The sequence below is a fragment of the Paenibacillus sp. ALE2 genome, from assembly GCF_054113385.1.
This window is the reverse complement of the sequence record NZ_CM134213.1, coordinates 4,954,907-4,968,264: the sequence shown is the minus strand read 5'-3', so window position 1 is coordinate 4,968,264 and position 13,358 is coordinate 4,954,907. Positions and strand designations below refer to the sequence as shown.

The following is a 13,358-nucleotide window of genomic DNA, read 5'->3' as shown; positions in this document are numbered from 1 at the left end:
GTATCGAAAAGGCGAAGAACCAATGTTTTGATCCCTGTCTCACAAATGGGGGGCAGTCCCCAAATCAATAAATAGGGTGCTTTTTATTCGCTGGAGGCTATGCCTGCAAATGGAGTTCGTTTATTACATTCGCTTCAGCCGCTCAAATCGTTTACAATACGTGTGCATACAACACTGGACGATAGGTTAATGTACATATGAGGAGTGGTGAAGTTGCGGAAGATATGGCAAATCTACTTAACAGACTGGAAAAATGTATTCAAAGTATCGACCGGGACTTTATTAGTCATTGGCATCATTCTTTTGCCTTCCGTCTACGCATGGGTGAATTTGAAAGCAATGTGGGACCCATATGCGAATACATCAGGTATTAAAATTGCAGTAACCAGCCAAGATCAGGGTGCTGAGGTAAATGGTAAAAAGATTAATATCGGCGACGAGGTTATACATAGCCTTCAAAATAACAAGAAGCTGGGTTGGACTTTTGTCAATGAAGCGGAAGCGCGAAAAGGGGTGCTGAACGGTGATTATTATGCCAGCCTGCTGATCCCAAAAGATTTTTCAGAGAAAATTACGAGTGTGCTTACAGAAAATCCGCAGAAGCCGGAGATTGATTATGCTGTGAATGAAAAAATCAACGCGGTCGCTCCGAAAATTACTTCTTCAGGGGCAACCTCTCTGACAAACCAAATTAGCCAAAACTTTATTGAAACGGCCAGCCAGGCGGTTTTGACGAAATTAAAGGAAGCCGGAGTAAAGCTGGAAGAGGAGTTGCCGACGATTCGCAACATTGAAAATCGGGTGTTGGAGGTGAATAATCGGTTGCCTGATATCGATCGGTTGGGTAAGCAGGCATTAGAGCTGGAGCAGAATTTACCGAAAATTAAGGCTCAGGGCCAAAAGATCATTGCATTGAAGAAAAAAATCCCTGAAATCAACCGTGCTGGCGACCTAGTGCTTAAAATTGACAAAAACCTGCCTGAGCTGGACAAGGTGGCCGCAGTTATTTTGGATATACAAAAAAAACTGCCCGATATTCAAAAAGCCGGTGATCGAATTGTTGAGCTGGATCAGAATTTCAATAAGGTAGAAAGTGTACTCGCTACCGCCTTGGAGGACACGCAAACGGCCCTAAAGGTCATTAATGCTGCCCGGACAGCACTGCCGAAAGTACAGAAAATAGCCGGTACAGGCAAGGATTTTACAACTGGTATACTTGACTTTCTGGATAAAAACGAAGGTGCGCTTGATTCGATCGGAACCATAGTTAAAGAAGATTTACAGCTGGTGCAACAAATTGCGAATGAAGTTTCACAGATTACAGGCATCATTCGTGGTGTGGATTTTGATCCTAAAGCAGCACAAGCTGCGGCGAATCGGATTAGCGGTAGGCTCACGACTGCCGTAGGTGTGCTGGACCATATTTCTCAACTGCTGAACCGTGTGAACGGATATTTGCCTAGCCAGCCACTGAATTCACTTATTTCCCGGGTAAACGGGGTAGAGGATCGCTTCCGCCGATTGAATAGCACGGTCACTAGCATTGGGGATGCTATTCAGCGTGGTGAGAAGCCTGCCCAAAATCTGCTGGATGATGCTGACCGCCTTGCAGGAGAAATCAGTAGCGGAATTGACAGCATTTTGGACAATTATGATACGGAATATGCTCCTGCCATTCAAAAGGCGCTGGATCAAATCAAATCTGTTGCCCGCAATTCTGCCAATGTGTTGACCACAGCTCAAGAGCAGCTCCCGAATATTGATAAGCTATTAAATGATGCACAGGCCGCAGCTGAATTCGGCCAGCAAGAGCTAACACGTATCCAGCAGGACTTGCCACAATATCGCCAAAAGCTGCATGAAGCCGCTACGACGATTCAGGGACGTATGGACGAGTTTACGAATGCTGTGAACAAAGCAGCAGACTTCGTGAAGCACGATTTGCCAACGGTTAAAAGTAAAATTCATCAGGCGGCAGACTTTGTACGTAATGATTTGCCGAAAGCGGAACAACAGTTTGTTAAAATGGCGGATTTGATTGAAAACAAATTTCCTGAAGCTGAAAAAGCGGTACACCAGGTAGCCAATTTTGTCAGAACCGATCTTCCTGCTGCCGAGGATTCCATACGTCAGGCAGCAGACACGATCCGTAAGCTTAAGGGCGAAAATGCCCTCGGAAGAGCTATTGCGTTGCTTAAGGGAGATGTAAAAAAGGAAAGTGATTTCCTCGGTAGTCCGGTATCACTGAAGCAGGAGCGGATATACCCGATTCCTAACTATGGTTCTGCGATGTCACCTTTTTACACTACATTATCGATTTGGGTAGGTGCGATGCTGCTGGTCTCCATGTTCAGGGTAGATGTGGATGACCCGGAAGGTCAATATAAAAGCTACCAGGTGTATTTTGGACGGCTCATGACGTTTTCTACAATTGGTATTTTTCAGGCGCTGAGCGTATCTCTCGGTGATTTGTTCCTGTTGGGAACATATGTGGATGCCAAAGTAGCATTTGTACTCTCCTCTATGCTGATCAGTCTAGTGTTTACGGCCATGACCTATACTTTGGTTTCGGTGTTCGGCAATATCGGGAAGGGTCTGGCAGTCATCCTGCTGGTGCTCCAATTCTCCAGTTCAGGGGGCACATTTCCTATTGCGACGAGTACAGCTTTCTTTCAGACCCTGAATCCGTTCGTACCGTTCACCTATGCGGTTAGTCTACTACGGGAAACGGTAGGAGGAATGTTGCCTTCAACGGTAACACGAGATGTAGTGATGCTGTTTGTGTTTATCGGAATTTGCTTCCTGTTTGGATTAGTACTTAAGAAGCCGCTCAGCAAGCATACGAAGAAAATGGCAGAGCGAGCGAAAGAAACAAAATTAATTCCTTGATTGTTAAAAAGAGAGTGAGTTACGGTGGCTGAGGTGAGCGGCTCCGCCGTAAAGTCACTTTCTTAACATTCGGCGTGTAGTATGTAGGGGTGGCCTCCGCATGTAATGCTTCGGCATGGTACGGAGGCTTTTTTGCATGCGCTATCCACCTTTTCAAATCCATTTTGGGGTGTTTCAAAGGGGGTTATTCTGGTGAATGAAGTGGGTATGGTCTTTTTTTATGCAATTTTTCGGAATTTAAAAAAATCCTTAAGCAAAGGCGGGAGATAGTATGGAATATTCATACTTAGGAAAGTCAGGCTTGAAGGTTAGTCGGTTATGTCTAGGCACAATGAATTTCGGACCGGAAACTGAAGAAAAGGATGCTTTTAAAATTATGGATGCCGCGCTGGATGCGGGCATTAACTTCTTTGATACGGCTAATGTATATGGCCATGACCGTAAAGGCTGGACAGAAGAAATTATCGGACGATGGTTCCAACAGGGTGGTGGAAGACGCGAGAAGGTCGTATTGGCGACCAAGGTATATGGAGACATGAAAAATGAAAATGACGGGCCCAATGCAGGATCGGGCTTATCTGCATACAAAATTCGCCGTCATTTGGATGCGTCGCTGAAACGTCTGCAAACAGACCATATAGAGCTATATCAAATGCATCACATTGACCGCAACGTGTCATGGGATGAGCTATGGGGCGTATTTGAGTCCGTGGTGGATCGGGGACAAGTTGGCTATATCGGTTCCAGTAATTTTGCGGGTTGGCACATTGCGGTGGCGCAGGCCGAAGCGAAGGCACGGCGTTTTCTGGGACTGGTATCGGAGCAGCATTTGTACAACCTGAACGAACGTTCAGCTGAGCTTGAAGTATTACCGGCAGCTCAAGAGCTGGGTCTGGGTGTGATTCCATGGAGTCCGTTGGCGGGCGGACTGCTGGGACGCAATGCATTAGCAGGTACTGGTTCCCGCAGCGCACGTGCCAAGGAAAAGGTAGAGCAGAATCGTGCGAAGCTGGAGCAATTTGCAGCGTTGTCCCGCGAGCTGGGCGAAAAGGAAGACGTGATTGCCCTGGCTTGGGTGCTATCTCATCCGGCCGTGACGGCTCCAATTATCGGACCACGTACATTAGAACAGTTAGAGGATGCGCTGCGGGTACCTGAGGTTAAATTAAGTGAAGATGTGCTTGCCAAGCTGGATGAGATTTTCCCGGGTCCGGGAAAACCTGCACCAGAAGCCTACGCTTGGTAATGGATTGATCATAAATCGGCAAAAAGCAGCAGATCAGAAGCCTCTTCTATGATCTGCTGCTTTTGCATTAAACGGAATCTGCCTTTTTAGATCGTATTTGCTGAACAGTCGTTTTTTGATGTGATACATAGCTATGCAGACTCATACCAAGGATGACGATGAACATTCCCAGCCATGACCAAGCAGATGGGATGGGGATAGACAAAAAGATTAATTCCCCCATTAGTGCAAAAAGCACTTCCAGCGATTGTGTGGCTTCTACTGTGGCCAGCTTTTGCATATTTCCACGTACCTGATCTGTAGCTTTAAAAAATAAAACCGTAGCAATGACCCCTGAGAACACGGCCACCAGAGCAGACTGTATGGTCTGATCCTTGCTTGGCAATCCTGTGCTAAAAACCCCGTATAACGAAAGCAATAACCAAAAAGGCAGGCTGGCTATAGTCATTCCGAGCACACGTTGATAGGCATCTAACCGCCTCGCACAAACTTCCATCATTTTACGATTACCTAAAGGGTATGCGAAAGAAGCCAGTATGACAGGCAATATACCGAATAAAAAATCTTGAGTAGAAATAGATTGCGACTGTTCGACCTGCATCACAATAATTCCGATTAAAATAATCAGAGACATCAATAGTCCTTGGATAGGGATTTTTCCTCGTACTTTGACAGGTCCGTTCTCCGTATGGACAACCTCAGCAAATAAAGGAACAAGCAAAGAACCGGAAATAATGGTTATTTGCCAAGTTCCTGCGATCAACCAACCTGGTGAATATGCCGATGCGAAGCATAACGGAGCATAAAATAAACCAAATCCGATGAAGCTCCACCACAGCCACCTTCCCGGTTGTTCCTTCATAACTTTCCACAGAGGCTTAAGCTTATGCTGGGCCATGACAATGACAAACAGCATAGGAACCATAAACAGATAACGTAACGAAGCACTCCAGATCCAGCTTCCCCCAGACAGCTCCATAGACCGATTGAGAACAAATGTAAAAGCAAAAAAGAAAGCTGCAAACACACCTAACCAGATTGAGCGCATAGCATTCTCCTAATTCTTTAAGTGTCGTTATTTCTCATACTAATGACTCAAGATCATTCATTTCAAGAGTTTCTTTACAGTTGACAAAGCAAAAGGAATAATGTATATTTCTGAATGCTGATTTAATAGTAATAATTACGATTAAAACAATAATAAACCAATATTAAAGGGAGTGCACCAGCAATGAATAAGAAACCAATCCCGGTAACCGTGTTGAGCGGGTATTTGGGTGCAGGAAAAACGACGATTCTGAATCATGTATTAAACAATCGAGACGGAATGAAAGTAGCAGTCATCGTTAATGACATGAGTGAAGTGAATATAGATGCCGAGCTGGTTAAGAAAGAGGGCGGCTTGTCCCGAACAGAAGAAAAACTGGTCGAGTTGTCTAATGGCTGTATTTGCTGTACATTGCGTGAAGATTTATTACTTGAGGTCAAGAAGCTGGCGGAACAAGGTGAGTTTGATTATATATTAATCGAATCTACAGGCATCAGTGAACCCGTACCCATCGCTCAAACCTTCACATACGCTGATGAAGGAACAGGCATTGATTTAGCTTCGCTGGCAAAACTGGATTGTATGGTGACTGTAGTCGATGCGAACCGTTTCTGGCATGACTTTGAATCAGGAGAAACGCTGCTGGATCGCAAGCAGGCTACTGGAGAAGATGACACACGTGATATCTCGGACTTGCTAATTGACCAGATTGAAACTTGTGATGTATTGATTCTGAATAAGTGCGATCTGGTTCAGCCCGCAGAGCTGGACAAGCTGGAGGGTGTGCTGCGGAGATTGCAGCCTGAAGCCCGAATCATTCGCACCTTCAAGGGAAAGGTCACGCCTACGGACATTTTAAATACGGGGCTGTTCAACTTTGACAAAGCTAGTCAATCCGCTGGATGGATTCGCGAGCTGGAACTGGAAAGCCACACACCGGAGACGGACGAATATGGAATCAACTCCTTTGTTTATCGCCGCAGAAGACCGTTCCATCCTGCAAGATTGGCAGAATTTATGAGCTACTGGCCGGAGGAAATCGTTCGCGCCAAGGGTTTGGCCTGGATTGCAGCCCCCCAGGATTGGGCAGCGAGTATCAGCCAGGCAGGGCCATCTATTCAATTTGGTCCAGCGGGAAGCTGGCTTGCGGCGTTGCCAGAAGAAGAACAGCAGGAAATCGTCGCAGCCAACCCTGAGGTTCTGGACCATTGGGATGAGCAATGGGGAGACCGCTTGAACGAAATCGTTATGATTGGTATCGGAATGAATCGGCTGAACTTGGAAGAAGAGCTAGATGAATGTCTGCTGAACGATAGCGAAATGGAAATGGACTGGTCCAGCTTTGAGAATCCGTTGCCTTGGCCAACAGGAAGAAACTAGTTGATCCATTCAGTAATAAACTCCATACACTTTTTGGCGGCTGGAGCCAGGTTCTTTAAGGAGACAGTAGCGATACCAACGGAACGGAAATATGGTCCATCCAAGGGCCGAATACAAATTTCATAAGGGTTTTGAACTAAAATCATTTCGGGCAGGATACTTACGCCCAGGCCATTTTGCACCATAGCCATAATGGCATGATCATCTTCTAATTCATATTTGATTTTCGGGACAAGTTTATGCTGGGAAAAAATTTTCTGTACATCTGTGTCACAGCCTGAAGCCGGCATAATGAAGGGTTCATGGAGAAGCTGATCCACACGTATGCTTGTTTGCTCCCGAAGCACATGATTAGATGGAAGTATGCACAGCATTCTTTCCTTTTTTAACGGTAATACTTCCAGTCCATCGAGAGTAGGCAGATTAACGAAGCCAAAATCAGCTTCTCCGCTGGCTATCCAATTTTCAATGTCATGGTAGTTCCCGTCGAGCAACTTTAGTTCAATAAATGGAAACTGCTCGTTAAACTTTTGGATGATCCCAGGCAACCAATGGATGGATACACTTGAGAATGTGCCTATCTTTACAGTTCCGGTTTCCAATCCTTTGATGAGGGCGACCTCTTGATACAGCTTTTCATTCATTTGTATGACTTCTCTGAAATGCTTCATCAGACGTTCTCCGTTGCTGGTCAATTGAATGCCTGAACGTCCTCTAATTAAAAGAGTCAGGCCCAATTCCTGCTCCAAAGCGGAAACGGCATGGCTAATAGCGGATTGTGTAAGATTGAGAAGTTCTCCTGCTTTGGTAAAGCTTCCTGCTTCTATTACGCTAAGAAAGACCTTATATTTAAACAAATTCATGTGTCCTCCAACTTAGAATGAAATATATTCATACATAGTATCATATATATTCATTTTTTTTATCTCAGCTTTGTGGTTATAATCGAACTTGAGAAAAATGCCGATTAATCATTAATTTCTGGGAGGTACCTATGAGTTCAATTGCAAAGACACCACAGCCCCCTTATTATGCAGCTATTTTTACTTCTGAACGTACGGAAGGGGATGGTGGATATGGAAAGATGGGGGACAAAATGGTGGAACTGGCTGCCAAGCAGCCTGGCTTTCTAGGTGTGGAAAGTGTTCGTGACCAAAACGGAGTGGGCATCACAGTGTCCTATTGGGAGTCCTTGGACGCTATAAAACATTGGAAGGATAACGAGCTGCACAAGGTAGCACAGGAGAAAGGGAAATCCGAGTGGTATACAGCATTCGGTTTAAGAGTGAGCAAGGTAGAACGAGATTATTTTTTTACAGTGTAAACATGAAATGCGCTCTGGCTCTGTAAAACAAAAGGAGCGTCTTCCAGGCCATAAACGGCTGGCAGGACGCTCCTTTTTTTGCTTCCATGTTTATACTCTTACGGGCTTGTGTGTATATGCTCAGGAGTTAGATGTATTTACTGGCTTCATCTCCTGTATAGCTTCTTTCAAACTTTGTGAGCATTGTTCGTATAGTTGTTTTCTTTGCTGCTCACTGGAGCCAGATGCGAGCTTTTGCAGTTCAGTAGTGCACTGTTCTAATAGAGTCAGCACGGCTTGATTAGAGTCCTGTACCTTGGATTGTTGTACATTATCGCTATATTGGTCAATATATAGTTCTCCTTGTGTGTCCACCTGGGCAAAAAACACATCTTTGACCGTTAGACTCTTTTCCTTTAGCTTGGCATCCAGCCATTGCTGAGTAATCCCCATGTATGCCATTTGTTGCTCCATAAGTTGTCCATCCATAATGACTGCTGTAGGTTCCTTCTCCGGTAGCTGCAGCATATTCAGATCCTTAAGCGTCACAGGCTGCTTGTCTTTGGTTAACAGCACATTAACTTCGCCACTAGTTTCCATAAGAGCAAATTCTACATCAGCTACTTTGAATACATTCTTGCTTCGAAGCTGTTCCATGAGTTCATCCAGGGTGAGTCGCTCTTTTCTCAGATTATCCTCTAAAATTTTGCCGTCTTTGATCAGGATTGTTGTCCTTCCATCTGATATATCTCTGATTTTTTTGCTTTTTATTTGCAAATATTCGATGCCAAGTGTTGTCAGTACCCATACTGACAAGGCTATAAGGCCAAGATACCAAGTGGATTCACGTTCCATAGGAATGGTAGCAGCCAGGTTACCTATCGTTATTCCTGTTATATATTCGAACAAGGAAAGCTGAGATACCTGACGTTTTCCAAGAATTTTGGTGATCAAAAATAATATAGCGACAGCCATTAATGTGCGTATAGCAACCTCGGCCCAATCCTGCATTTGTCCAACCCCATTTCATTCCGCCGCAAGGGCGCTAATATTCCAAGGATATCCGCGTCAAGGCTCATTTAAACTTCAATTCCTCTAAATTTAAATATCCATGATGCCAAAAGCGGTAAAATACAATGCAAAATTAAAATTTTCTATCGTTGAATTAGGATTGTCTATTACACAAGCGATTGACGGAGAAGAGGGGGAAGGATACATTATAAGTATAATTCTTATTTAATCAATCGGGATTATAAACATTAAACTCACGGAGGTATGTATATGTCGTCCAAACCTAAAGTTGTAGTGTGGAGCAAAACCGGCTGTCATTTTTGTGGAGAGATAAAATCGTACCTAGAATCCCAAAATCAGCCGTATGAAAATATCCAAGTGGACGGTAATGATGCACTGCGTGATGTGTTGGAGACCAAATATGGTATTCGCTATGTTCCTGTCGTAGAGGTAGGCAGAGATAACAAATATGAAGCACTTCTTAACCCGGATCTGGAAAAGCTGGGTAAAGTGCTGGAAAGTTATAACCAAGCGGTATAACAATTATATTCAGGAGAGGTGGAAGAGCCATGGCTAAGAATAGACAGATTAAATTGGGTGCGATAATTCACGGTGTTGGGGGAAGCATGACGACTTGGCGCCACCCTGATGTACCGGCGGATGCCAGTGTTAATTTTGAATTTTATAAAACGCAGGCGCAAAAGGCAGAGGAAGGGAAGTTTGATCTCGTATTTATCGCAGACGGTTTGTTTATTAACGAAAAATCCATTCCTCACTTTCTGAACCGTTTTGAGCCAATTACGATTTTGTCTGCTTTGGCTGGGGTGACGAAGCATATCGGACTGGTCGGCACATTGTCGACTTCCTATAGCGAACCGTTCACGGTAGCACGCCAGTTTTCTTCCATTGATCATATTAGTGGGGGTCGTGCAGGCTGGAATGTAGTGACTTCCCCGCTGGAAGGTTCTGCTCTTAACTTTAACAAAGGGGAGCATCCATCGCATCCACAGCGCTATAAAATTGCCGATGAATATTTGCGGGTTACCAAAGGACTATGGGACTCGTGGGAAGAGGATGCGTTCGTTCGTGATAAGGAAGCCGGCGTATTCTTTGATCCCGACAAGCTGCATACACTGAACCACAAAGGTGAGTTTTTCTCTGTGCAGGGTCCGCTTAACATTGGACGATCCAAGCAGGGACAGCCGGTCATTTTCCAGGCGGGTTCCTCAGAAGATGGCAAAAACCTGGCTGCCAAGGAAGCGGATGCTGTATTTACAGGACATGAAACCTTGGAGGAAGCGCAGCAGTTTTACCATGATGTGAAGGAACGTGCGGTGCGCTATGGCAGATCAGAAGAGGATATTGTCATTTTGCCAGGCATTTCGCCGATTATCGGCAGTACGCCAGAGGAAGCGGAACGCAAGTATGAGGAGATTACCAATCTAGTAACGATCGAGGCTGCGTTAAAATATTTAGGCCGTTTTTTCGATCATCATGATTTCTCACAATATCCGCTGGATGAGCCATTCCCTGAGCTTGATGGTATTGGCAGTAATTCATTCCGCAGTGGTACAGATAAAATCAAACGAACAGCCAAAGAGCAGAATTTGACCCTGCGTGAGGTTGCATTGCGTTCAGCTACGCCGAGAACCTCTTTTATTGGGAATGCTGAGCAGGTGGCGGATCGAGTGCAAGAGTGGTTTGAAGGAAAAGGCGCAGACGGATTCATTATCGGTTCCGACGTGCCAACGGGCCTACATGATTTCGTAAATCTAGTTGTGCCTATTTTGCAGGAGCGCGGTATTTACCGTCAGGATTATGAATTTAGCACATTGCGTGAAAACCTGGGCGTACCGATTCCTGAGAATCGTTATACAGCAGCCAGATCCAAAGTGAAAGTTGACGCATAACAGAAGGAGAGAATGAGATGTCCAAGGTTGTCATCCTATCAGGCAGTCCATCTACACAATCCCGTTTGTACGGCTTGATTCACTATGCAACTGAGCAGTTACGGGAGGCTGGAGCAGAGGTTACATTACTGAATGTGGTCGACTTGCCAGCTGAGGATTTGATCAAAGCTAACTTTAATAGTCCCGACGTCACAGCATCGCTTGCGTTGCTTGCAGACGCAGATGCCGTCATTGTGGCTTCGCCAGTATATAAAGCCGCCTATTCAGGGCTATTGAAAATATTTCTGGATCTGGTTCCGCAGGAAGGTCTGAGAGAGAAGCCTGTCTTGCCTTTATTTATCGGCGGTACACTGGCCCATCTGCTGGTCATTGACTACGCCCTGAAGCCGGTGCTCAACGCGCTGGGGGGAAGACATATTCTTGGTGGGGTGTATGCGGTGGATCAGTGGGTCGAGCGCCTGCCGGGTGGAGCATATGGATTGTCCGAAGAGTTGGTTGTACGATTGGACCGTTCGGTTAAAGAACTAAATGAACTGTTAAAGTTATAGATATTTTCAATATTTCCATTGACAGGTCGTTCAGTGAGTTTTATGATACAAAAAACCAAGTTAACTCATTGGATAAATGTATATAAAACTTACTGGGGGACTTGCGTATGAATATCGAGAATATGGAAGCCTTTGTATACGTGAATCATTATGGAAGTTTTAATAAGGCGGCAGAAGCGTTGTTCTTGTCACAGCCCTCTGTCACAGCCCGGATTCAGACGCTGGAACGCGAGCTTGAGTGTAAGTTATTTGACCGTCAAAGCAAACAAACGATTCTGACCGAGGATGGACGAAAGTTCCTTCCTTATGCGGAGCAGATGCTCCAAGTGCTGCAAAAAGGGAAGCAAAAGCTTCAACAGCGCAAGAAAGCCCCTCAGCAAATTCGAATCGGCTGCACGATATCGGTGTCGAACTACATTATTCCTGAAATATTAAAGCAGCTTCGTGCTCGGTATCCGGAAATCAACTACAAAATTGTGACGGCTACGACGGATCAACTGGTACATAAGCTGTTGAACCGTGAGGTAGACATTAGTTTTGTCCGTAAAGTGATGCATCCGGCTATTCGTACGCTTGCCTTTTATGAAGACCCGATTTCCCTGTATGTATATGAAGGCCACCCGTTTACGAAGACAGGTAAGGCTAGCATACAGGATATCCAACGTGAAACACTGGTGTTTTTCGAATGCGGATCATTAGATTGGATGAGGATTCATCGATCTTTTGAATCACTGGAGCAGCCACCGGATATAGCTTTTCAGGTAGACAATGTGGTCACGGCCAAAAAGCTGGTATTGCAAGAGGCGGGCATTGCCTTTTTACCGGATGTCTGTGTGAACCGTGAAGTGAAGGATCAAAAGCTGTTCCGCATTCATGTTCCAGAGGTGGCTGGGGTATCTATGCAGATTAGCATAATCGCGGCCAAAGAAGACTGCGCAGTGACCTCGGATTTTGCAGATGCACTGACAGAAGGCTTCAGGGAGGCTGTTTTGTTATAGAAAAGTTCTATAGGTTGGTGGATTGACGTATTGATTTCCAAGTGTTAAATTAATCACATCCTAAAACCAATTAAGTTTATAGGAATTATAAAATATCAAATGTTATAGCTACCATGTATGTCGCAAACTGCTGATATGCAAAGAGATGAGGGGGATTCATATGAAAAAGTGGTTTGCAATATTGTCTGTTATGGCAATCATTCTGGTGTTGGCAGGCTGCGGTTCCTCAGATGACACGTCTAGTGCGTCAGGTTCAAGCGGAGACGTGAAGAAAATTATCGTAGGCACAGGTACTCAATTTAAAAATGTATGCTTTATTGACGAAAATGGAAATTTAACAGGCTTTGATGTGGAGCTGATTAAGGAGCTGGACAAGCGCCTGCCTCAATACGAGTTTGAATTCAAAACGATGGATTTTGGAAATCTGCTGCTCAGTCTCGATGCCGGCAAGATTGATCTGGTATCGCATCAAATGGAGAAAAACCCGGAACGCGAAGCCAAGTATCTGTTCAATAAAAATCCGTATAGCATTTTTCTGAACAGAGTGGCTGTAGCGAAGGATAATAATAGCATTCATTCCATTGATGATTTAAAAGGGAAAAAGGTACTCACCAGTCCAACCAGTAATGCGGCGTATGTGCTGAAAGAGTATAACAAAACCCACGGGGATGCTCTGAATATCGTATATACGAGTGGTGCAGCCAATGATACGGTGCAACAAATTACGAGCGGCCGTATAGATGCGACCATTACGACAGACTTTGCGAACCGTTTTAACACCGATGAAAAAGGAGAAGTAGCTCTGAAAACCGTCGGTGATCCTTTGACTCAATCAGATGTGCTGTATGTACTGAACAAAAATGAGCAAGGATTGGCGGATGACCTGGACCAAGCCATTCAGGAAGTGAAGGACGACGGCACGTTGTCGAAGCTGAGCATCAAATGGCTTGGAGAGGACTTCACAAAGTCCCTGGAGGATGTGAAAAAAGAAGGTTCCAGCAGTAAGAAGTAAGGACAGACTTGGA

At 44.9% G+C, this 13,358-nt stretch carries 12 protein-coding genes; 9 read left to right on the top strand and 3 right to left on the bottom strand.

Going from position 1 to position 13,358, the window contains the following annotated elements:
* Positions 1-213: 213 nt before the first annotated feature.
* A complete protein-coding gene (locus ACXHJ1_RS21170) occupies positions 214-2,889 on the top strand; it encodes a YhgE/Pip family protein (RefSeq protein ID WP_457905186.1) in 2,676 nt (891 codons plus the stop codon).
* Positions 2,890-3,160: 271 nt separating this feature from the next.
* Positions 3,161-4,135, top strand: a complete 975-nt coding sequence (locus ACXHJ1_RS21165) for an aldo/keto reductase (RefSeq protein ID WP_016821099.1) — start codon at positions 3,161-3,163, stop codon at positions 4,133-4,135.
* A gap of 67 nt (positions 4,136-4,202) precedes the next feature.
* On the opposite strand, the gene ACXHJ1_RS21160 is transcribed toward ACXHJ1_RS21165, so the two are convergent.
* Entirely contained in the window at positions 4,203-5,183 is a 981-nt protein-coding gene (locus ACXHJ1_RS21160; protein WP_457905185.1) for a DMT family transporter, read from the bottom strand.
* A 183-nt stretch (positions 5,184-5,366) separates the two neighbouring features.
* Between ACXHJ1_RS21160 and ACXHJ1_RS21155 the strand changes: the two genes are divergently transcribed.
* Positions 5,367-6,563 (top strand): GTP-binding protein, encoded by a 1,197-nt coding sequence (locus ACXHJ1_RS21155; protein ID WP_107734174.1) that lies wholly within the window; start codon positions 5,367-5,369, stop codon positions 6,561-6,563.
* On the opposite strand, the gene ACXHJ1_RS21150 is transcribed toward ACXHJ1_RS21155, so the two are convergent.
* Complete coding sequence (locus ACXHJ1_RS21150; protein WP_107734173.1) at positions 6,560-7,426, bottom strand: LysR family transcriptional regulator; 867 nt, start codon at positions 7,424-7,426, stop codon at positions 6,560-6,562. The two genes, ACXHJ1_RS21155 and ACXHJ1_RS21150, sit on opposite strands and share 4 nt — an antisense overlap.
* A gap of 131 nt (positions 7,427-7,557) precedes the next feature.
* Between ACXHJ1_RS21150 and ACXHJ1_RS21145 the strand changes: the two genes are divergently transcribed.
* A complete protein-coding gene (locus tag ACXHJ1_RS21145; RefSeq protein WP_107734172.1) occupies positions 7,558-7,887 on the top strand; it encodes an antibiotic biosynthesis monooxygenase family protein in 330 nt (109 codons plus the stop codon).
* A gap of 120 nt (positions 7,888-8,007) precedes the next feature.
* Here the strand turns inward: ACXHJ1_RS21145 and ACXHJ1_RS21140 are convergent, their stop codons facing one another.
* Positions 8,008-8,877 carry a DUF421 domain-containing protein gene (locus ACXHJ1_RS21140; RefSeq protein WP_107734171.1) on the bottom strand — a complete coding sequence of 290 codons (870 nt, stop codon included), beginning with the start codon at positions 8,875-8,877 and terminating at the stop codon, positions 8,008-8,010.
* Positions 8,878-9,147: 270 nt separating this feature from the next.
* Between ACXHJ1_RS21140 and ACXHJ1_RS21135 the strand changes: the two genes are divergently transcribed.
* The 5 genes from ACXHJ1_RS21135 (at position 9,148) to ACXHJ1_RS21115 (ending at position 13,345) form a co-directional block, all read left to right on the top strand.
* Entirely contained in the window at positions 9,148-9,417 is a 270-nt protein-coding gene (locus tag ACXHJ1_RS21135; RefSeq protein ID WP_457905184.1) for a glutaredoxin family protein, read from the top strand.
* A 29-nt stretch (positions 9,418-9,446) separates the two neighbouring features.
* Positions 9,447-10,787, top strand: coding sequence for an LLM class flavin-dependent oxidoreductase (locus tag ACXHJ1_RS21130; RefSeq protein ID WP_457905183.1), 1,341 nt, complete (start codon positions 9,447-9,449; stop codon positions 10,785-10,787).
* A 17-nt stretch (positions 10,788-10,804) separates the two neighbouring features.
* Entirely contained in the window at positions 10,805-11,335 is a 531-nt protein-coding gene (gene ssuE / locus ACXHJ1_RS21125) for an NADPH-dependent FMN reductase (protein WP_016821107.1), read from the top strand.
* Positions 11,336-11,442: 107 nt separating this feature from the next.
* Complete coding sequence (locus ACXHJ1_RS21120; RefSeq protein WP_019687079.1) at positions 11,443-12,333, top strand: LysR family transcriptional regulator; 891 nt, start codon at positions 11,443-11,445, stop codon at positions 12,331-12,333.
* A gap of 160 nt (positions 12,334-12,493) precedes the next feature.
* Entirely contained in the window at positions 12,494-13,345 is an 852-nt protein-coding gene (locus tag ACXHJ1_RS21115) for a transporter substrate-binding domain-containing protein (protein ID WP_126665648.1), read from the top strand.
* Positions 13,346-13,358 lie beyond the last annotated feature (13 nt).